This is a genomic window from Lelliottia sp. SL45 (assembly GCF_026672535.1).
GTDB lineage: Bacteria > Pseudomonadota > Gammaproteobacteria > Enterobacterales > Enterobacteriaceae > Enterobacter > Enterobacter nimipressuralis.
This window is the reverse complement of record NZ_JAPPRH010000003.1, coordinates 1,071,812-1,093,029: the sequence shown is the minus strand read 5'-3', so window position 1 is coordinate 1,093,029 and position 21,218 is coordinate 1,071,812. Positions and strand designations below refer to the sequence as shown.

The 21,218-nt window shown below is 54.9% G+C and carries 20 protein-coding genes and 1 pseudogene; 8 read left to right on the top strand and 13 right to left on the bottom strand.

The annotated features are described in order from the left end of the window. Positions 1-32 precede the first annotated feature (32 nt). From ruvB to aspS, 6 genes are all read right to left on the bottom strand, one after another. Positions 33-1,043, bottom strand: coding sequence for a Holliday junction branch migration DNA helicase RuvB (gene ruvB, locus OVA10_RS11105; protein WP_100779779.1), 1,011 nt, complete (start codon positions 1,041-1,043; stop codon positions 33-35). 8 nt (positions 1,044-1,051) lie between these two features. Beyond that, positions 1,052-1,663: a Holliday junction branch migration protein RuvA gene (gene ruvA, locus OVA10_RS11100; RefSeq protein ID WP_102103985.1), complete on the bottom strand. Its 612-nt coding sequence runs from the start codon at positions 1,661-1,663 to the stop codon at positions 1,052-1,054. A gap of 80 nt (positions 1,664-1,743) precedes the next feature. Next, the gene (ruvC, locus tag OVA10_RS11095; RefSeq protein ID WP_015964021.1) at positions 1,744-2,265 is read right to left on the bottom strand and encodes a crossover junction endodeoxyribonuclease RuvC; all 522 of its coding nucleotides are present in this window, start codon (positions 2,263-2,265) and stop codon (positions 1,744-1,746) included. A 34-nt stretch (positions 2,266-2,299) separates the two neighbouring features. Next, the gene (locus OVA10_RS11090; RefSeq protein ID WP_100779777.1) at positions 2,300-3,040 is read right to left on the bottom strand and encodes a YebC/PmpR family DNA-binding transcriptional regulator; all 741 of its coding nucleotides are present in this window, start codon (positions 3,038-3,040) and stop codon (positions 2,300-2,302) included. Between the two features lie 26 nt (positions 3,041-3,066). Beyond that, the gene (gene nudB, locus OVA10_RS11085) at positions 3,067-3,510 is read right to left on the bottom strand and encodes a dihydroneopterin triphosphate diphosphatase (protein ID WP_100779776.1); all 444 of its coding nucleotides are present in this window, start codon (positions 3,508-3,510) and stop codon (positions 3,067-3,069) included. Position 3,511: 1 nt separating this feature from the next. Further along, positions 3,512-5,284, bottom strand: coding sequence for an aspartate--tRNA ligase (aspS, locus tag OVA10_RS11080; protein ID WP_268195921.1), 1,773 nt, complete (start codon positions 5,282-5,284; stop codon positions 3,512-3,514). 262 nt (positions 5,285-5,546) lie between these two features. Here aspS and OVA10_RS11075 point away from each other — a divergent pair, with 262 nt between their 5' ends. Genes OVA10_RS11075 through cmoB form a run of 5 tightly spaced genes read left to right on the top strand, consistent with a single transcriptional unit; the run spans position 5,547 to position 9,122 of the window. Then, positions 5,547-6,113, top strand: a complete 567-nt coding sequence (locus OVA10_RS11075) for a hydrolase (protein WP_268195920.1) — start codon at positions 5,547-5,549, stop codon at positions 6,111-6,113. Continuing rightward, positions 6,110-6,928, top strand: coding sequence for a DUF72 domain-containing protein (locus OVA10_RS11070; RefSeq protein ID WP_268195919.1), 819 nt, complete (start codon positions 6,110-6,112; stop codon positions 6,926-6,928). Before OVA10_RS11075 ends, OVA10_RS11070 begins: the two co-directional genes overlap by 4 nt. 49 nt (positions 6,929-6,977) lie before the next feature. After that, positions 6,978-7,373, top strand: coding sequence for an MAPEG family protein (locus tag OVA10_RS11065; RefSeq protein WP_100779772.1), 396 nt, complete (start codon positions 6,978-6,980; stop codon positions 7,371-7,373). A 40-nt stretch (positions 7,374-7,413) separates the two neighbouring features. After that, on the top strand, positions 7,414-8,154 hold the full coding sequence (cmoA, locus tag OVA10_RS11060) for a carboxy-S-adenosyl-L-methionine synthase CmoA (protein WP_100779771.1): 741 nt from the start codon (positions 7,414-7,416) through the stop codon (positions 8,152-8,154). After that, a complete protein-coding gene (gene cmoB / locus OVA10_RS11055) occupies positions 8,151-9,122 on the top strand; it encodes a tRNA 5-methoxyuridine(34)/uridine 5-oxyacetic acid(34) synthase CmoB (protein ID WP_100779770.1) in 972 nt (323 codons plus the stop codon). The genes cmoA and cmoB overlap by 4 nt, the downstream gene beginning before the upstream one ends. Positions 9,123-9,291: 169 nt before the next feature. On the opposite strand, the gene cutC is transcribed toward cmoB, so the two are convergent. Both cutC and OVA10_RS11045 read right to left on the bottom strand, forming a co-directional pair. Beyond that, positions 9,292-10,035 carry a copper homeostasis protein CutC gene (cutC, locus tag OVA10_RS11050; RefSeq protein ID WP_102103988.1) on the bottom strand — a complete coding sequence of 248 codons (744 nt, stop codon included), beginning with the start codon at positions 10,033-10,035 and terminating at the stop codon, positions 9,292-9,294. Positions 10,036-10,120: 85 nt separating this feature from the next. Continuing rightward, positions 10,121-10,681, bottom strand: coding sequence for a VOC family protein (locus OVA10_RS11045; protein WP_100779768.1), 561 nt, complete (start codon positions 10,679-10,681; stop codon positions 10,121-10,123). A gap of 239 nt (positions 10,682-10,920) precedes the next feature. Here OVA10_RS11045 and argS point away from each other — a divergent pair, with 239 nt between their 5' ends. After that, entirely contained in the window at positions 10,921-12,654 is a 1,734-nt protein-coding gene (argS, locus tag OVA10_RS11040) for an arginine--tRNA ligase (protein WP_100779767.1), read from the top strand. A gap of 41 nt (positions 12,655-12,695) precedes the next feature. Here the strand turns inward: argS and bglB are convergent, their stop codons facing one another. The 5 genes and pseudogenes from bglB to flhB all read right to left on the bottom strand — a co-directional run bounded on the left by bglB (position 12,696) and on the right by flhB (position 19,297). Beyond that, the gene (gene bglB / locus OVA10_RS11035; RefSeq protein WP_268195917.1) at positions 12,696-13,835 is read right to left on the bottom strand and encodes a beta-galactosidase BglB; all 1,140 of its coding nucleotides are present in this window, start codon (positions 13,833-13,835) and stop codon (positions 12,696-12,698) included. Between the two features lie 4 nt (positions 13,836-13,839). Next, positions 13,840-15,423 (bottom strand): MFS transporter, encoded by a 1,584-nt coding sequence (locus tag OVA10_RS11030; RefSeq protein ID WP_100779765.1) that lies wholly within the window; start codon positions 15,421-15,423, stop codon positions 13,840-13,842. Positions 15,424-15,684: 261 nt separating this feature from the next. After that, a pseudogene (gene flhE, locus OVA10_RS11025) lies at positions 15,685-16,078 on the bottom strand (flagellar protein FlhE). Continuing rightward, on the bottom strand, positions 16,078-18,156 hold the full coding sequence (gene flhA, locus OVA10_RS11020) for a flagellar biosynthesis protein FlhA (RefSeq protein ID WP_123427570.1): 2,079 nt from the start codon (positions 18,154-18,156) through the stop codon (positions 16,078-16,080). Before flhA ends, flhE begins: the two are co-directional and overlap by 1 nt. Continuing rightward, complete coding sequence (flhB, locus tag OVA10_RS11015; RefSeq protein WP_100779762.1) at positions 18,149-19,297, bottom strand: flagellar biosynthesis protein FlhB; 1,149 nt, start codon at positions 19,295-19,297, stop codon at positions 18,149-18,151. Before flhB ends, flhA begins: the two co-directional genes overlap by 8 nt. Positions 19,298-19,782: 485 nt before the next feature. Here flhB and OVA10_RS11010 point away from each other — a divergent pair, with 485 nt between their 5' ends. Further along, positions 19,783-20,388: a fimbrial protein gene (locus OVA10_RS11010; protein WP_248858658.1), complete on the top strand. Its 606-nt coding sequence runs from the start codon at positions 19,783-19,785 to the stop codon at positions 20,386-20,388. 131 nt (positions 20,389-20,519) lie between these two features. Next, a complete protein-coding gene (locus OVA10_RS11005) occupies positions 20,520-21,212 on the top strand; it encodes a fimbrial biogenesis chaperone (RefSeq protein WP_268195916.1) in 693 nt (230 codons plus the stop codon). Positions 21,213-21,218: the final 6 nt, after the last annotated feature.

The window sequence follows — 21,218 nt, the reverse complement described above, 5'->3', positions numbered from 1 at the left end:
TGGCGCTATCCGGCACTTACCCCGGTCGCGTACTACGGCATTTCCGGTGGTGTTATCCCGAAGTGATTCCAGGCTCGTACCGTCGCCATTCGCCCGCGCGGAGTGCGTTGCAAAAAGCCCTGCTGAATCAGATAGGGTTCCAGCACGTCCTCGATGGTTTCGCGCTCTTCGCCAATCGCTGCGGCGAGGTTATCCAGCCCAACCGGCCCGCCAAAGAATTTATCCAGAATCGCGAGCAGCAGCTTGCGGTCCATATAGTCAAAACCTTCAGCATCGACGTTAAGCATATCCAGCGCCTGCGAGGCGATATCCAGTGAAATGGTGCCATCGTGCTTCACTTCCGCAAAGTCGCGCACACGGCGCAGCAGACGGTTGGCGATGCGTGGCGTACCGCGCGAACGCTTGGCCACTTCAAAGGCCCCCTCATCGCTCAATTCAAGCCCCATAAAGCGCGCGCTGCGGCCAACGATGTACTGCAGATCGGCGACCTGATAGAACTCGAGGCGCTGCACAATTCCGAAACGATCGCGAAGGGGTGACGTGAGTGACCCGGCACGCGTGGTGGCGCCAATCAGGGTAAAGGGCGGCAGATCGATTTTAATTGAGCGCGCGGCCGGACCTTCTCCGATCATGATATCCAGCTGATAGTCTTCCATCGCCGGATAAAGCACCTCTTCCACTACCGGAGACAGGCGGTGGATCTCATCGATAAAGAGCACGTCGTGCGGCTCAAGGTTGGTCAGCATCGCCGCCAGATCGCCCGCTTTCTCCAGTACCGGGCCTGACGTGGTGCGCAGATTCACGCCCATTTCATTCGCCACGATATTGGCAAGCGTCGTTTTACCGAGACCAGGAGGGCCAAAAATCAGCAGATGATCGAGCGCATCCCCGCGCAGTTTCGCCGCCTGGATAAAAATTTCCATCTGTGAGCGAACCTGCGGCTGGCCGATGTACTCCTCCAGCAGTTTCGGGCGGATCGCGCGATCCACCACATCCTCTGGAACATTGCTGGCTGCCGAAATCAGGCGGTCTGCTTCAATCATCCTCTACCTCACAATGCCGCGCGGAGCGCTTCACGAATCAGGGTTTCACTGCTGGCATCCGGTTTGGCGATTTTACTCACCATCCGGCTGGCTTCCTGTGGTTTATAGCCCAGCGCCACCAGCGCAGCCACCGCTTCTTGCTCTGCGTCGTCATCCGTCGGGCCGTTCGGTGACGTCAGCACCAGATCGGACGCCGGCGTAAACAGATCTCCGTGCAGCCCTTTAAAGCGGTCTTTCATTTCCACAATCAGACGTTCTGCAGTTTTTTTGCCGATGCCTGGCAGCTTGACCAGCGCAGCGGGATCTTCGCGCTCAACGGCATTCACAAACTGTTGCGCCGACATGCCGGACAGAATCGCCAGCGCAAGCTTAGGCCCCACGCCATTGGTTTTAATCAGCTCGCGGAACAGCATGCGTTCCTGCTTATTATTAAAACCATACAGAAGCTGGGCATCTTCACGCACCACGAACTGGGTAAAGACAATCGCCTCTTTGCCGGACTCCGGAAGTTCATAGAAACAGGTCATCGGCATATGGACTTCATACCCCACGCCTCCCGCTTCCAGCAGAACTAACGGGGGTTGTTTTTCAATGATGATGCCTCTGAGTCTGCCAATCACATGATGCTCCTGCGTGAGATGCTAAATTAACTTCCGCCATCATAAAAAAAGGCTGGATGTTTATCCAGCCTGATTTGTGATTATCGTAACCGACCTCGCGCCAGATTGAGCCTTGATTCGCTCATCTGCATGGCGTTTTGGCTCACATGGCAGTGCGTTATCGCAATGGCCAGCGCATCGGCGGCATCCGCCTGTGGGTTTGCCGGGAGCTTAAGCAGGGTCCGCACCATGTGCTGCACCTGGCTTTTCTCCGCGCTACCAATGCCCACCACCGTCTGTTTAACCTGACGCGCGGCGTATTCGAACACCGGTAAATCCTGGTTCACCGCCGCGACAATCGCCACGCCGCGTGCCTGGCCCAGTTTTAACGCCGAGTCAGCATTTTTCGCCATAAAGACCTGCTCGATGGCAAAAAAGTCGGGCTGAAACTGGGTAATGATTTCCGACACGCCTGCGTAAATTAATTTCAGACGCGACGGCAAATCATCAACTTTGGTGCGAATACAGCCGCTGCCCAGGTAGGTCAACTGGCGACCCACCTGGCGGATAACGCCGTAACCGGTAATGCGTGAGCCGGGGTCTATACCGAGAATAATCGACATCACGCGTCTCCGGTTAGAGGTTCAAACGCGCTCATTAGAGCGTCGCTGCGACCTCATCAGAGATCTCACCGTTATGATAAACTTCCTGAACGTCATCGCAGTCTTCGAGCATGTCGATCAGACGCAGCAGTTTTGGTGCAGTTTCTGCATCCATGTCTGCTTTGGTCGATGGAATCATCGACACTTCCGCGTTGTCGGCTTTCAGACCGGCAGCTTCCAGCGCATCACGCACTGCGCCCATCTCTTCCCACGCGGTATAAACGTCAATCGCACCGTCGTCGAAGGTCACTACGTCTTCAGCACCGGCTTCCAGCGCAGCTTCCATGATCGCGTCTTCGTCGCCCGCTTCGAAAGAGATCACCCCTTTCTTGCTGAACAGGTATGCCACGGAACCGTCAGTACCCAGGTTGCCGCCGGTTTTGGTGAACGCATGGCGCACTTCAGCCACGGTACGGTTGCGGTTGTCGGACAGACACTCAACCATGACCGCAGTACCACCAGGGCCGTAACCTTCATAAATGATGGTTTCCATGTTCGCGTCGTCATCGCCGCCCACGCCACGTGCGATTGCACGGTTCAGGGTGTCACGCGTCATGTTGTTTGACAGTGCTTTATCAATCGCTGCGCGCAGACGTGGGTTAGAACCCGCGTCGCCGCCGCCCAGACGGGCTGCAGTAACCAGCTCGCGAATGATTTTGGTGAAAATTTTACCGCGTTTGGCATCCTGTGCCGCTTTACGGTGTTTGGTGTTGGCCCACTTACTATGACCTGCCATAAAAATATCTCCAATAAACCGTCAATTCAGACGGCATGAATTACAAATTCTTCAATCGCCTGCCGGTTGCTCCACGACTTGGTTAAGGCAGCCGCTTCCGCCGCATCAACCCAGCGGTAGGTCAAATGCTCGGTGAACTCGATCTGCCGTTCATGGGGGAGCGCAAGACAGAACCACGATTCCGTATTGCGCTCAATTCCCGGCGCATAGCGATGACGTAAATGGCTAAAAATTTCAAAATCCACCGTGCGCTGACAGTCCTTCAGGGTCAGTTGCTCCTGAGCAACATTAATGGTGACCTCTTCATTTACTTCGCGCGCGGCGGCCTGCGACGCGGTTTCTCCCTCTTCCAGACTGCCGGTAACCGACTGCCAGAAATCGGGATCGTCGCGACGCTGCAACATCAGCACCCGCTTCGTGTCTTCTGCATAAATGACCACCAGAACAGAAACGGGACGCTTATATGCCATATCAGTTTTTCTCTTCCTTTTTCACCACTTCGATACCCAACTCAGACAGAGAGGCCGGGTTAGCAAAGCTTGGCGCTTCGGTCATCAGACACGCAGCGGCGGTGGTTTTCGGGAAGGCAATCACATCACGGATGTTATCAGTACCGGTCAGCAGCATGGTCAGACGATCCAGACCAAACGCCAGGCCCGCGTGCGGTGGAGTGCCGTACTTCAGGGCATCCAGCAGGAAGCCAAACTTCTCGCGCTGCTCTTGCTCGTTAATGCCAAGAATTCCAAATACGGTCTGCTGCATTTCACCGCTGTGGATACGTACGGAACCGCCGCCCACTTCGTAGCCGTTGATCACCATATCGTAGGCGTTGGCCACTGCGTCTTCCGGTGCCGCATTCAGCTCGCTCGCCGTCATATCTTTCGGTGCGGTGAACGGGTGGTGCATCGCCGTCAGGCCGCCTTCACCGTCATCTTCAAACATTGGGAAGTCGATCACCCACAACGGAGCCCATTTGGCTTCGTCAGTCAGGTTCAGGTCTTTACCCAGTTTGAGACGCAGTGCGCCCAGCGCATCGGCCACCACTTTTTTGTTGTCCGCGCCGAAGAAGATCATGTCGCCATCCTGCGCGCCGGTGCGCTCAAGGATTGCTTCTACGATCTCAGCGTTCAGGAATTTCGCAACAGGGCTGGTGATGCCTTCGATGCCTTTCGCACGTTCGGTGACTTTAATATAAGCCAGGCCTTTCGCGCCGTAGATTTTCACGAAATTGCCGTAGTCATCAATTTGTTTACGGCTGAGCTGTGCGCCACCTGGAACACGCAGGGCAGCCACACGGCCTTTCGGATCGTTAGCCGGGCCAGAGAAGACCGCAAACTCAACCGCTTTCAGCAGGTCCGCGACGTCCACCAGCTCCATCGGGTTACGCAGGTCTGGTTTGTCAGAACCGTAGCGACGTTCTGCTTCTGCGAAGGTCATGATCGGGAACTCGCCCAGATCCACGCCCTTCACGTCCTGCCACAGACCACGAACCAGCGCTTCCATAATTTCGCGCACCTGTGGTGCGGTCATGAAGGAGGTCTCGACGTCGATCTGGGTGAATTCAGGCTGACGGTCAGCGCGCAGGTCTTCGTCGCGGAAGCATTTAACGATCTGATAGTAGCGATCGAAGCCAGACATCATCAGCAGCTGTTTGAAGAGCTGAGGAGACTGTGGCAGCGCGTAGAATTTGCCTTTATGTACGCGCGACGGAACCAGGTAATCGCGCGCACCTTCCGGCGTGGCTTTGGTCAGCATCGGGGTTTCGATATCGAGGAAACCGTGGTCGTCCATGAAACGACGCACCAGGCTTGTGATCTTCGCACGGGTTTTCAGGCGCTGAGCCATTTCCGGGCGACGCAGATCCAGATAGCGATATTTCAGACGCGCTTCTTCGGTGTTGACGTGGTTGGAGTCAAGCGGCAGCGATTCTGAACGGTTGATGATAGTCAGGTCGGACGCCAGCACTTCGATGGCACCCGTCACCATATCGGCGTTGATATTTTTTTCGTCACGCGCACGCACGGTGCCGGTGACCTGGATGCAGAACTCATTACGCAGTTCGGAGGCCAGCTTTAACGCGTCCGCACGATCCGGATCGAAGAACACCTGCACGATGCCTTCACGGTCACGCAAATCGATGAAGATAAGGCTACCAAGATCACGACGGCGGTTGACCCAACCACACAGGGTCACCTGCTGTCCAACGTGGGACTGACGCAACTGCCCGCAATATTCTGTACGCATGAGATATCCCTTAATTTAGCCGCAGGCTAAATGTCGCCTGATTTACAGGCTACTATGTCGCAGCTTTCTGTATGTCACAACTGGATGAAAAAAGGCGGCTATTATACTGGAAATTCCGCCGTACGATAAGAGAGAAGCTTGCCAGACGCGCGATTGCTGCGCTCTTATTGCGCATTCTCACAAAAATTAACAAAATTGTCCGAACTGACCTGCCTTTATCATCGTAAGGTGTAACGGACGCTAATTTTTGACTGGAGTAACGATGTTAACACTTGATGCCACCAAAACCGCGCTTGTCGTGATCGATTTACAGGAAGGTATACTGCCGTTCGCCGGTGGCCCGCACACAGCGGCAGATGTAGTCAGCCGCAGCGCCCGTCTTGCGGATAAATGTCGCGCCAACGGATCGCCGGTGGTGATGGTGCGCGTTGGCTGGTCAGCCGACTTCGCCGAAGCGCTAAAACAGCCTGTGGATGCGAAAGCTCCTGCCGCTGCGCTGCCTGCAAACTGGTGGACTTACCCTGAAACGCTTGGCAAACAGGATAGCGATATCGAAGTCACCAAACGCCAGTGGGGCGCGTTTTACGGCACCGATCTGGAGCTGCAGCTACGCCGTCGCGGGATCGACACCATTATCCTGTGCGGTATTTCCACGAACATCGGCGTGGAATCCACCGCGCGTAACGCATGGGAACTGGGCTTTAACCTGGTCATTGCCGAAGACGCATGCAGTGCTGCTTCCGCAGATCAGCATCAGGGCAGCATGACCCATATCTTCCCGCGTATTGGTCGCGTGCGCAGCACCGACGAGATTTTACACGCGTTATGATCTATCTGGGTCTTCCCCAATGGTCGCACCCGAAATGGGTGCGCCTTGGCATTACCAGCCTTGAAGAGTATGCCCGCCATTTTAACTGCGTGGAGGGCAATACAACGCTGTACGCCCTGCCCCGTGCGGAAATCGTTTCGCGCTGGCGCGAGCAGACCACCGACGATTTCCGCTTTTGCTTTAAATTCCCGGCCACCATCTCTCACCAGGCGGCGTTGCGCCAGTGCGGGGATTTAACCGAAGAGTTTTTCGAGCGGATGTCGCCGCTGGACAACCGCATCGGTCAGTACTGGCTGCAACTCCCGGCCACCTTCGGCCCGCGCGACCTGCCTGCGCTGTGGCATTTTCTCGACGCTCTGCCGCGCGAATTCACCTACGGTGTGGAAGTCCGTCATCCGGAATTTTTCAGCAAGGGCGAGGCGGAAAAAGCCCTCAATCGTGGGCTGCATGCGCGCAGTGTGAATCGGGTGATCCTCGACAGTCGCCCTGTTCATAGCGCCGTCCCGCACAGCGAAGCCATAATCGATGCCCAGCGCAAAAAACCGAAAGTGCCGGTGCATGCGGTGGTCACGTCGAATAATCCGATGGTGCGGTTTATCGGCAGCGACAACATGCAGCAAAATCGCGATATGTTCGCCGTGTGGCTGCAAACGTTGCCAAAGTGGGAGCAAACGACGACCCCCTATCTTTTCCTGCATACGCCGGATATCGCCCAGGCGCCTGAACTGGTCGATGTTCTTTGGCAAGCCTTGCTGGCTGCGGTTCCGTCCCTCGGCCCTGCGCCTTCTATCCCACAACAATCTTCTCTTTTCTGACATCAGCCCCTATCATAGAAGTGCCATCTGCCAAAAACAGGGAGTTTGTATGGTCAGCGCACTGTACGCGGTGTTAGGTGCATTATTACTGATTAAGTTTTCGTTTGATGTTGTGCGCCTGAGAATGCAGTACCGCGTCTCTTACGGTGACGGTGGGTTTTCAGAGTTACAAAGCGCCATCCGCATTCATGGTAATGCGGTGGAATATATCCCCATTGCACTGATCCTGCTGCTGTTAATGGAGATGGACGGCGCGGAAACCTGGATGGTTCACGTCTGCGGCTTGCTGCTGATTGCCGGACGCCTGATGCATTATTACGGTTTTCACCACCGCCTGTTCCGCTGGCGTCGTTCCGGCATGAGCGCAACCTGGTGTTCGCTTTTGCTGATGGTGCTGGCTAACCTCTGGTATATGCCGTGGGAGTTGGTTTTCTCTTTCCATTAGCGCACAATACGCCACTTTATTTTTCCCGGATTTTTACGTTATGTCTGATCGCGACACGCTTTTTTCCGCGCCTATCGCCAGTCTGGGCGACTGGACCTTTGATGAACGGGTAGCCGAAGTCTTCCCGGATATGATCCAGCGCTCTGTTCCAGGTTATTCCAATATTATCTCTATGATCGGCATGCTGGCTGAACGCTTCGTTCAACCCGGTACGCAGGTTTATGACCTGGGTTGTTCACTGGGCGCCGCGACGCTGTCCGTTCGCCGTAATGTGCATCATGAAGGCTGCAAAATCATTGCCGTCGATAACTCCCCCGCGATGGTGGAACGCTGCCGTCGTCATCTTGATGCCTATAAAGCGCCCACGCCCGTTGACGTCATCGAAGGCGATATTCGCGATATCGAGATCGAAAACGCCTCCATGGTGGTACTGAATTTTACCCTGCAGTTCCTGGTGCCCGAAGATCGCCAGTTGTTGCTGGACAAAATTTACAAGGGGCTGAATCCCGGCGGCGCGCTGGTGTTGTCGGAAAAATTCAGTTTTGAAGACGCAAAGGTCGGCGAGCTGCTGTTTAACATGCATCACGACTTTAAACGCGCTAACGGCTACAGCGAGCTGGAAATCAGTCAAAAGCGCAGCATGCTGGAAAACGTGATGCTCACCGACTCCGTCGAAGCACACAAAGCTCGCCTGCATAACGCCGGCTTTGAGCACAGCGAGCTGTGGTTCCAGTGCTTTAACTTTGGTTCCCTGGTGGCACTGAAAGGGGACAACGCATGATCGACTTCAGTAATTTCTACCAGCTTATCGCCAAAAACCATCTCTCCCACTGGCTGGAAACCCTGCCTGCACAGGTGGCCGCCTGGCAGCGTGACTCTCTGCACGGTCAGTTTAAGCAGTGGAGCAATGCCGTTGAGTTTTTGCCGGACATGACGCCCTACAAACTGGATCTGCTGCACAGCGTGACGGCTGAAAGCGCCGAGCCATTGAGCGAAGGCCAGCTGCTGCGTCTTGAAAAGCTGATGCGCAATCTGATGCCATGGCGTAAAGGCCCCTTCTCTCTTTATGGTCTGAACATTAATACCGAATGGCGTTCTGACTGGAAGTGGGATCGCGTTCTGCCCCATCTGTCTGATTTGACCGGTCGCACTATTCTGGATGTGGGCTGCGGGAGTGGCTATCACCTGTGGCGCATGATTGGCGCCGGGGCACATCTGGCGGTCGGTATCGATCCGATGCAGCTGTTTCTGTGCCAGTTTGAAGCGGTGCGCAAATTGCTGGGCAACGATCAGCGCGCACACGTTCTGCCGCTGGGCATTGAGCAACTCCCTGCCCTGAACGCGTTTGATACCGTCTTCTCGATGGGCGTGCTGTATCACCGCCGCTCGCCGCTGGAGCATCTGTGGCAGCTGAAAGATCAGCTGGTCAGCGGTGGCGAACTGGTGCTGGAGACGCTGGTGATCGAGGGTGACGAAAACGCGGTACTGGTGCCGGGCGATCGTTACGCGCAGATGCGTAACGTCTATTTCATTCCCTCCGCGCTGGCGCTGAAGAACTGGCTGGCGAAGTGTGGCTTTGTCGATATCCGCATTGTGGATGTGTGCGTGACCTCCACCGAAGAGCAGCGTCGCACAGAATGGCTGACCACCGAGTCGCTGGCAGAATTCCTCGACCCGAACGACAGCAGCAAAACCATCGAAGGGTATCCCGCGCCGATGCGTGCAGTGTTAATCGCAACGAAGCCGTAATGTCCCTGGCGAAACAGGTGCACTACCTTTCCTCAAGACACAGTTCAAGGCCCGGCAACGCCGCTGGGCTTAAAATATAAAAGTGAAAAAAAGGCCCCTGTTGAAATTGCAGGGGCCTGGTACAAGCAAGCATCATATTGGGCGACATGATGCGCGGTAAAAATCGTTGCTACACGTGAAACTGGTCAATCATGGATTTCATTACCGCAACCGACTCTCCATCTACGCTGTAGCGGGAGTACTCATCCGCTTCTGCATCTGTCGACATTGACAATCCTGTATTGCGATATCGCATAGGCGAAGGCGTCCACTTGCCTGCTGAGCTGTGAAGCTCTTCTACCCCTGCGTTTAAAAACGTTTTCAGATTGCTGGCTCGAACACCAGCACCTGCCATTATTATTGGAACACCGGAATGCCCTTTTAGTTCCATAATTAATTGCAGTCCTTTTTCCGCCGTTGATTGCTGGCCGGATGTCAGAATACGTGCAACGCCTAATTCTGCTAAATTTTCAAAAGCTTGAATGGGATTTTTACACATATCAAACGCGCGATGGAAAGTCACCGCCATCCCTTTTGCTGCCGCCATAATCTGGCGCATACGCGGCATATCGACATTTGCGTCTTCATCAAGCAAACCGATCACCAGACCTGGGAAACCCAGCTCGCGAACCCGGACGACGTCTTCCAGCATGGCGTCAAACTCACCCGCTGAATAACAAAAATCACCGCCGCGTGGGCGAATGATGGGGTGAACGGGGATCGTCACCGCCTCGCGAACGGACTTCAGCACACCGTATGACGGGGTTAATCCGCCCTCTTTCGGTGCCGCGCACAGTTCAACGCGATCGGCCCCGTTTTGTTGCGCAGTCACAGCACACTCCATGCTGTAACAACAGATCTCCAGTAGCGCCACACTTCCTCCTAAAATCCACGGTAATAGACCATCATGCCACGCCGCCCGAGGGCGGACTTAGCGTGAGTTCACACTCTTTTGCGGCTTATCCTTCGCTGGCGACAATCTGCTCGATCGTCCAGGGATGGAATTTCACCGTCACTTTACCGTCGGTGACCGCCAGCGTCGGATTTGGCAGACGCTCGCGCTCCCCTTTAGGTGAGCTGGTTTTCACGAAAATTCCCGGCTGGCTCAGGCCGTCGTCAGACAGCAGCGCCAGTGCGCGCGCATTCAGAGTTTCCGGATCGCCCGGCAGCACAATTTCGATGTGCTCCCAGCCCTCAATCGGATAGCGTTTTTCGCCCGGCCAGGGTAATTCGACCACGCTGAACTGCCAGTGCGCCACGCAGACCGGCTGATGGAGTTTAAACAGACAAATGGGACGCCCATTGATCACGTTTTCTGACAGCAGCTCACCGCACTGCTCAAATCCACGACGCCAGCGCTCCGCCGTCGCATTCTGATGGCAGCGCAGGGAAATGTGATCGGCATCGAGTGGGGCAATATCCAGCCCCAGACGGGTGGCAAGTTCTGTGAACGCCTGGGTGAAACGCGGTAAATCTGCGGAAATATCATGCAGTTCATCAATGGAGTGCCAGTTCGTCATCAGCGGTTCTCTTATCCTGTCGCAAAGCCGCTAATTTACTCTGTTGGATGCCTGCAACCAACTGCAGATTTCACGATTTTCCGGCTGCATGCTTATGCACTATTTCATCGCCTGTTTTCTGAGCGCTCTTCAGCCTGCGCAATGCTGACGCCAGAGGGCATTTGCAGTATACTCCGGCCCTAAATTCTCAAACTGGTGCGGGTTGCAACTCCCCCGCAGCAAAAAAGTAAGGTATCCAGGTGAATATTCAGGCTCTTCTCTCCGAAAAAGTCAGTCAGGCACTGATTGCCGCAGGTGCGCCTGCGGATTGCGAACCGCAGGTTCGTCAGTCAGCAAAAGTACAGTTTGGCGACTATCAGGCTAATGGCGTGATGGCAGTGGCTAAAAAACTGGGCATGCCGCCGCGACAACTCGCTGAGCTGGTACTGACTCATCTGGATCTCAACGGCATTGCCAACAAGGTTGAGATTGCAGGTCCAGGCTTTATCAACATTTTCCTCGATCCGGCCTTCCTCGCGGGTCACATTGACGCGGCGCTGAAATCTGACCGTCTGGGTGTGACTCAGCCGCAAGCGCAAACCATCGTTGTCGATTACTCTGCGCCAAACGTGGCAAAAGAGATGCACGTCGGCCACCTGCGCTCCACCATCATCGGCGATGCCGCTGTGCGCACCCTGGAGTTCCTGGGCCATAAAGTGATTCGCGCGAACCACGTTGGCGACTGGGGTACCCAGTTCGGAATGCTGATTGCCTATCTTGAAAAGCAGCAGCAGGAAAATGCGGGCGAAATGGCGCTGGCGGATCTGGAAGGTTTCTACCGTGAAGCCAAAAAACATTACGACGAAGATGAAGCTTTCGCCGAGCGCGCACGTAGCTATGTGGTGAAACTCCAGGGCGGCGACGCCTACTTCCGCGAAATGTGGCGCAAGCTGGTTGACATCACGATGTCCCAAAATCAGATCACCTATGACCGTCTGAACGTCACCCTGACCCGCGACGACGTGATGGGCGAAAGCCTTTATAACCCCATGCTGCCGGGCATCGTGGCCGATCTGAAAGCCAAAAATCTGGCGGTAGAGAGCGAAGGCGCAACGGTTGTGTTCCTTGATGAGTATAAAAACAAGGAAGGCGAACCGATGGGCGTGATCATCCAGAAAAAGGATGGCGGCTATCTCTACACCACGACGGATATCGCCTGTGCGAAATACCGTTACGAAACGCTGCATGCGGATCGCGTGCTGTACTACATCGATTCCCGTCAGCACCAGCACCTGATGCAGGCGTGGACCATCGTGCGTAAAGCCGGATACGTGCCGGATTCGGTTCCGCTGGAACACCACATGTTCGGCATGATGCTGGGTAAAGACGGCAAGCCGTTCAAAACCCGCGCCGGGGGTACCGTTAAACTCTCCGATCTGCTGGATGAAGCGCTGGAACGCGCGCGCCGCCTGGTCGCCGAGAAGAACCCGGATATGCCAGCCGACGAGCTGGAAAAACTGGCGACTGCCGTCGGTATCGGCGCGGTGAAATATGCGGATCTGTCCAAAAACCGTACCACCGATTACATCTTCGACTGGGACAACATGCTGGCCTTCGAAGGCAACACGGCGCCATACATGCAGTATGCCTATACCCGCGTGCTGTCTGTGTTCCGTAAAGCCGACATTGATGAAAGCGCGCTGGCGAATGCTACCGTGGTGATCAATGAAGACCGCGAAGCGCAGCTGGCTGCCCGTCTGCTGCAGTTTGAAGAGACACTGGCGGTGGTTGCCCGTGAAGGCACGCCGCACGTCATGTGTGCGTATCTGTACGATCTGGCGGGCCTGTTCTCTGGCTTCTACGAGCACTGCCCTATCCTCTCCGCCGAAAGTGAAGCGATCCGCAACAGCCGTCTGAAACTGGCGCAGCTGACCGCGAAGACGCTGAAGCTGGGGCTGGATACTCTCGGGATCGAAACCGTCGAGCGTATGTAATACAGAAACAAAAAACCCGGCAATTGCCGGGTTTTTTATTATCAGAAGTATTTACGCAAATACTCCGTCAGACACAAAATCGCCATCGCCTGACCGTACGGCATCGAGGTCAGCGGGATCTGGCGATAAAACTCCAGATCGCTGCCCATCCCCGTGCCAAACGACGTTTGCAGCAACTCCCCTTCCGGCGAAATGTTGTTCACAATTCCCCGAATCGCTTTCTCCGCCACTTCAGCGTATTCCGCGCCAACGTAACGCTTGCGCACCGCTTTCAGGATCCCGTAGGCAAAGCCTGCCGTGGCGGATGCTTCCAGATACGACTCGGGATCGTCAAGCAGCGTATTCCACAGGCCGCTCTCATCCTGACATTTTGCCAGCGCGGCGATTTGCGCATTCAGAACCTGCACCAGATAACGGCGCACCGCGTTGTTCTCCGGCAAATCCACCAGCTCAAGGAAGTCGGGAATGACAATCGTCAGCCAGCTATTGCCGCGCGCCCAGCGGGCTTTGGCAAAGTTGTGCTGCCCGTCGTAGTTCCAGCCGTGGAACCACAGCCCGGTTTCGCGATCCATCAGGTTCTGAACGTGCAGCAAGAACTGATACACCGCCTCTTCCACATACTCAGGGCGATTGAGCAATTTGCCTATTTTCGCCAGCGGCAGGACAGTCATCATCAGCGTGTCGTCCCACATTTGCTGATGATTCTCTTCCGCCAGGGTGATGTGCTGCATGCCGCCGTGCGCCGTGCGCGGCATGTCGTTCATCGCCCACTCTGCCCAGCTCTCCAGCCATGGCAAATAGGTGGCGTTTTGCGTCTCCTCAAAGCGGTACGCCAGAGTCAGGAACGGGGCCATGGTATTGACGTTTTTGGTGGTCGCACCTTCGGCAAAGCGGTCGGCAAACCAGCCGTCGATGATGTCACGCATGTGGCTGTCACCGGTCTGGCAGTAATACTGCCAGATGCCGTATAAGCCCACGCCGTGCGTCCACTCCCATCCCGCCCAGCCTTTGGTGTCGATCACGCGCCCGTCGTCCAGCCGCAGCAAAAATTCGCCGGTTTTATCGTGGATGTTCACCAGATTGTGCGTCACCTTTTCAATCAGTGATTTCAGTTCATCCCTGGCAATAAAATGCTCAGGCTGACGCAGTAACGGGCTATGTTTGACAGGCCAAACCTTCATAATCTTAACCTCTGTGATATGTCGAATTCAGTACCGCGCGATCCTTCAGGGAAGGTGCCGCCGGTTTATTGCGATTCAGATAACCAATATTGTTGTTGCCCCACAAGGATTCGTACGGCATCCCGGCCAGCAGCTCAACGGTGGCGCGGGCCTGTGGGGTCGCTGTTTCCGGCATCGCGTGTCCGGACTCGCGCATTTTGGCGGTCTCTTCACGCAGGGTACTGTGAGTTTCCAGGTTCAGTTTAAAGCGCAGGGAGACCAGGAAACCGCAGGCCAGCACCAGAATGGTGCCCACACTCAGGATCATCAGAATGGTGTGGCTCACTTCCGCTGGCTGGGTTTTCTGGCCGCTGACAAAGCCGGACATCTGCATCACAATCCCCACCAGCATGATGGCTCCGGCCTGCGAGGCTTTACGCGTCAGGGTCATAATCCCGGCGAAAATCCCTTCGCGGCGCTGGCCGGTGATCACTTCATCCACGTCAGCAATATAGGTGTAGATATTCCACGGAACGTAGTTGATGCCCCCGCGACCCAAACCTGCCACGGCTGAGATCAGCAGCAACAGCGAATAGACGTCGCTCAGCCCGGCGTAATAGAGCACCGCGTAAGAGATAGAAGCCAGACCAAACAGCACGACCACCATGCGGTACGACGGGGCCGGTCCAAAGCGGATGCAGAGCGGGATCATGGCGATTACAGCGATGAACTGGAAGATGGCCATGGTGCCCAGTAAGTTCGACGCCATCGACGCTTCCTGCATCAGCACAAACACCACGTAATAGGTGAACACTGCGTTGAAGACGTCCTGCGCGATATAGCCGCCGAGATACATCCCCAGATGCTGGCGGAAAATTTTCACTCGCAGGGTTGAACTTAACTCGACAAACAGACGGTTCAGGCTCTGGCTCAGATTGAGTTTTTTCTTCTCTTCTTCTGCGCGCAGTGCCGCTTCAGACCACTCTTCACGCGGGCGCTCCCAGGTAAAGATCCAGACGAAAGTCAGCATCATTGCGCACAGCACGGAGAAGACCAGGCTCGCGTAGAAGAAGGAGATCGCGTTGTCTTTACCGAAGTGAGTCAGCAGGATACCCGGCAGGAAAGAGGCCAGAATCGCCGACATCTGCGCCATAGAGATACGCGCGCCGGAGAATTTCGTTTTCTGTTTGAAATCGTCCGTCATTTCCGGGACTAAGGTTTCGTAAGGCACCAGAATCATGGTGTACACGATATCGAAGATCAGGTAGGTGACCAGGTAGTACCAGAAGCCCATATCCCCTACCCACATCATCGAGTAGCTGAAAACGCAGGGAATACCGAGCAGGATAAAGAACTTACGGCGGCCAAAGCGTTTGCCGAGCCAGGTGGTGCCAAAGTTATCGGTCAGGAAGCCCATTAACGGGCTGACCACCGCGTCCAGCACTCTGGCGGCCGCAAAAATAAAGGTCGCCTCAATCGGCGAAAGCCCACAGAACGTCGTATAAAAATATAACAGCCAGGCCGCCGTCAGCGCGGTTGTGCCTGCCCCAAGAAAATCGCCTGACCCGTAGGCAAGGTAATTTGCGAGTCCAATTTTACGTGTTTTCATTGCCGTCAACCCTTTGAATGTTGGGAGACTCCCTGTATGCAAACCTCGTCCGGGAGTTTTTACACGGCTACAGTAAAAGTATCGTTCTATTGATACCTTTCTGTTTCTGCCACTGCCTGAGAGCGAATGGCAATAATGCAAAGAGATTCCGTACGCGTGTCACTGATTTATAAAACAGCGTTTCTCTTGCATCAAAAGGCGGGGTCATTTTTTGGGAGCCAGCCGTCAGTTTCTGCTGACGGCTGGTGAAAAGGCAGGCAATTAGCGGTAATTCACAATCACTTCGTTGCTTTGGACTTTGAGTGCGGGGATCAGACGTCCTCCGCCCGGGACTTCCCAGACAAAACGCAGCGGCTCAACGGCAGGCACGCCATTGAAAGCGTGCGTGGTGCCACTTTCACCGTCCAGTTCAGTGCAGCGCGTCTGCGAGCACAGGCGTACGCGCAGGCCCGCAGGCGTCGGGCCAATTAGCTGATAACGCCAGACCACCAGCGTCATCAGCCCGGAGGCCGGTTCTGAGGCGGAAAGCGGTCGCGACGAAGCCGATACCCCCGCGATTGCTCAGGGTGATACCAATACTGCTCGCCTGCCAGGTGCCTTCCCCGGCGGCCTGAGCCAACATCGGGAACAGTAAAATCCACAGCCAGTGACGCATTATTTGCCTCCGATGGTCGCCGTCATACGAATATGACGGTTATCCGACAGTTCCAGATTCGACAGCACCACCAGCTGCGTCAGACTGCGGCGCAGGAAGCGAGAGAGCAGCGGACGCAGCGCGTGATTCACCAGCAGAACCGGCGGAGCGCCAAGCATCTCCTGACGCGCCAGTGCCTCTTGCGTTTGCGCCAGCAGACGGTCTGCCAGACCCGGCTCCAGGCCGCCACCGCCCTGCAACGCCTGCAGCAGCAGACGCTCAAGCGGCGTGTCGAGACCAATCACCTGCACTTCGCCGGAGCCAGGGAACCACAGCTGGGTGATGGCACGGCCCAGCGCCACACGCACCACGGCGGTGAGTTCGTGCGGATCGCTCTGCAATGGCGCATGTTCCGCCAGGGTTTCCAGAATGGTGCGCATATCGCGGATCGGCACTTTTTCGTCGAGCAGGTTTTGCAGCACTTTGTGCAGCGTGGTTAACGTCACCACGCCCGGCACCAGATCTTCTGTCAGCTTCGGCATCTCCTGGGTGACGCGGTCGAGCAACTGCTGCGCTTCCTGACGGCCAAACAGCTCCGCCGAGAACTGCCCAATCAGGTGGTTCAGGTGTGTCGCCACGACGGTACTGGCTTCTACCACCGTATAGCCCTGGATCTGCGCCTGCTCTTTCAGCGCACTTTCAATCCAGATTGCCGCCAGGCCAAAGGCCGGATCGATGGTCTGTTCGCCCGGCAGAGTACCCGCCGCTGTGCCTGGGTTAATCGCCAGCCAGCGCCCCGGATAGGCATCGCCGCTGCCGATCTCCACGCCTTTCATTAAAATGCGATAGCGCGCAGGCGGCAGATCCATATTGTCGCGGATGTGCACCACCGGCGGCAGGAAGCCCATATCCTGGGCGAATTTTTTACGGATACTGCGGATGCGGCCCAGCAGCTCGCCGTCCTGCTGGAAATCAACCATCGGGATCAGGCGATAGCCCACTTCCATCCCGAGGGAATCTTCCAGCTGGACGTCGTTCCAGGTGGCTTCTACCGACTGGTTATTTTCCGGCATTTTGACCGGTGCCGGTTCAGCTGCCGGTTTGGTGTCGCGTCCACGCAGCCACCAGGCAAGCCCCAGCAAAGCGGCAGTAAACAGCAGGAAAACAAAGTTTGGCATGCCCGGGACAAGGCCCAGCAGGCCCAGTACCGCCGCAGAGAGCATCAGCACGTTCGGGTTAGTGAACAGCTGGCTGACCATCTGCTGACCGACGTCTTCGTCGGTGCTTACGCGAGTCACGATCACACCCGCCGCGGTCGAGATCACCAGCGCCGGGATCTGCGCCACCAGACCGTCACCGATCGTCAGCAGCGTATAGCTTTCCGCCGCATGGCCCATATCCATGCCATGCTGGAGTACACCCACCAGCAGACCGCCGACGATGTTAATCACCATGATCAGGATCCCGGCGATGGCATCCCCGCGCACGAATTTACTCGCACCGTCCATCGAACCGTAGAAGTCCGCTTCCTGAGTAACATCGGAACGGCGCTTTTTCGCTTCATCTTCACCAATCAGCCCGGCGTTGAGATCGGCGTCAATCGCCATCTGTTTGCCCGGCATCCCGTCGAGGACAAAACGGGCGCCGACTTCAGCGATACGGCCCGCACCTTTGGTGATAACCATGAAGTTAATGATAACGAGGATAACGAACACCACGATACCAATAGCAAAGTTGCCACCGACGAGGAAGTGACCAAAGGCCTCAACCACTTTACCCGCCGCTGCACCGCCCGTATGCCCTTCCATCAGAATGATACGCGTTGACGCCACGTTCAGCGCCAGGCGAAGCAAGGTGGTGAACAGCAGGATGGTCGGGAACGCCGCAAACTCAAGGGTACGCTGGGTGAACATCGCCACCAGCAGCACCATAATCGAGAGCGCAATGTTGAATGTGAAAAGCAGGTCGAGGATAAATGCTGGCAACGGCAGCACCATCATCGACAAAATTAGCAGGATGAGAATCGGCCCGGCAAGGATCTGCCATTGCGTCGATTTCATGTTGCTGGGCAGGCGCAACATTGCCACCAGATTAGCCATCAGTGTCCTTCTCGTTCATAAAATCCAGTGCCTCAGGCACCGGCAGATTTTCAGGTTTCACAGGTCGTTGACCGCCTGCCAAACGCCAGCGTTTCAGCTGCCAGACCCAGGCCAGCACTTCCGCCACAGCGGCGTAGAGCTGACCAGGAATTTGCTGTCCAATTTCAGCATGACGATACAGAGCACGCGCCAGCGGCGGGGCTTCCAGGACCGGCACGCGGTGTTCAGCGCCAATTTCACGGATGCGCAGGGCGATAAGTCCCGCCCCTTTCGCCACCACTTTTGGCGCACTCATTTTGTTTTCGTCGTACTTCAGCGCCACGGAGTAGTGGGTCGGGTTGGTGACGATCACGTCCGCTTTCGGAACATCTTCCATCATGCGACGACGCGCGGCCGCACGCTGCATCTGACGAATACGCCCCTTCACATGCGGGTCGCCTTCCATCTGTTTGTATTCGTCACGAAGATCCTGCCGCGACATACGTAATTTTTTGATATGGCTGTAAATCTGGAAGAAGACGTCAAATCCCACCATCGGAATAATACTGAGCACCACCAGCACCGCGCACAGCCCGACCAGATTCATGGCGTTGCTCATGGCCGTCAAAGGGGATTCGCTGATCAGGCGCATCATATCGGGCCAGTGGTGCCAGAGGTAAAACCCGGCGGTGCTCCCCATCAGAACGGATTTCAGAATCGCTTTGAGCAGCTCCGCCCCCGTTTGCGCCGAGAACATTTTGGCAATGCCGGGAAACGGATTGAGTTTGGAAAATTTGGGCTGCAGAGATTTCGTGCTGAACACCAGGCCGCCCAGCATAACGGGCGAGACCAGGGCCACAATCACCACACCGGTAATCAACGGCAACAGCGCGATCATCGCGTCTTTAATCAGCAAAATGATTTGGCTGAGGATCAGGTTGGGATCATTCACCATACTGTGGTCGAAACGCAGCCCGGCCGAGAGCATTCCCGCCAGTCTGCGGGCAAACGACTCCCCGCCCATCCAGATAATGCATACACCTACGATTAAAATCAGCAGGGATGTCAGCTCTCGGGATCGGGGGATTTGCCCTTCCTCACGCGCTTTGTCTAGTCGGTGGGGTGTGGGGGCTTCTGTTTTGTCGTCGCTGTCTTCTGCCACAGTGCGCGCTCTCTGCCCATTTCGTCACGCGTATCATGCCAGAGCACACCCAACTCAATGGACGGAAAAGCCTGTATAACTTGCCGTTTTTAGCCTGTTTAACGGCCAAAACTCACCAGGCTTAAAAATTTTGTGTCTAATTTTAGACTTTTCAGCGCACGGTTAATGTGGTTTATAAAATGAAATAAACGTCTTTTGTGTTGTTTAAACGCGTCTTGCAAACGCTTTACCTCGATTAACCACAAAGCACTCATAACACCAAAATAACAATAAATATCAACACATTTATAATGGTCATCATGCTTAACATTATTAATCTGAGAATTATTTAATAACACAAACCGGTGAACACTTTACAGTCAAGTTCGAATAAATTACCCTATATAATATCAATTAAGCCATACTTCCGTCCGAAGCAAATACCTTTTATACTGGCGTGTGAAATAACGTTATTTATTAAGTTCACTTTCACCAGTAATCTCAACATGGAATTTATTGTTAAGGACGTTCTGATTATGAAACTCAGGTACCCTATTATTTCTGGCGCATTGATGGCGCTGACTTCAGTAAGTACATTCGCTGCAGAAATGAATGCAGGAAAGATTCATTTCACAGGGGAAATTATTGAGCCAAGCTGTGTCATTGACGGCGATGATGGTACAGACAGTACCGTTCCCCTGGGCACCTATACCACGACTTTATTTACAGCGCCCGGTGTTGAGTCACCCTTGACGCCCTTCAAAATAACCCTGAAAGATTGTCCGTTGAAAAGTGATGGCCTTCCGTCTATTCAACTGACCTTTACCGGTGCCACCACCCTGACAAAGACGAAAAACCTGCTTGATGTCAGCAAGATAACGACAGCCGGGGCAACAGCCGCTACGGGTGTGGGTATCGCTGTGAGCCTTGATGGCGCGGATGAAGACCTTATCACAATGGACGGAGCGGAAGATCAGGTCTATATCGAACTTCCTACCAAAACCACCGACACAATTAGCGCCAATTTCAATGCGCGCTATCGATCGTTTGCTGAAAAGGTCACACCCGGCCCTGCCGATGCGGATATGACGGTTAATATTATTTATCGTTAATCGTCCGTCCAGCCCATTCCTGATATCAATACTTCCGCAAAGAAGTATATTCTCGAATGGGCATTTATAAGAAATACCTAACTCACTCCATACTTCTGAGCCATTATTTTAGATCAGGACAAATATTACGCATGCGTATTTATCCGCTAATTCTATTACTGACACCTGTTATATATTCTTCATTCAGCCATGCGGCAGGCATCCAGGTTGGGCGTACGAGGATCGTCTACGATGCCGGTAAAAAGGAGGTTTCACTTCCGCTGACAAATAAAGAAACCGAACTTCCCTGGTTGATTCAATCCTGGACGGATACGGGAAACGGTAAAACTCGCGCGCCTTTTATCGTCACCCCGCCGTTATTTCGTCTTGAGCCCCAGAAAGAACAAAGTCTGAGGATCGCCTGGAACGGAACAGCAATCCCCGAGAACAAAGAGTCGTTGTTTTATATGAACGTTCGTACCATTCCTGCCACCGCGGCGGAGGACGACGATAAGAATGTGTTACGCCTGATCTACAAAACGCGTATCAAGCTGTTCTGGCGTCCAAAAGGGCTGAAGGGCGACCCTGATGAAACCTGCAAAAACCTGCGTTTTTCCCGTCACGGCAAGCAGCTGACGGTGACCAACGAGGGGGCTTTTCATATCACCTTTGACAACCTGAAACTGGGTAACGCAACGCTTGAGAAAGCCGATATGGTCACGCCTCAGTCGAGCGTGGAGATCCCCGTGCCTGAGAGTGCGGCTGGCAGCCAGGTCAGTTGGCGATGCATCACCGATTATGGCAACGCTTCCGCCAAATACATTGCCACCCTGGGTCAGGGATAGGAAACG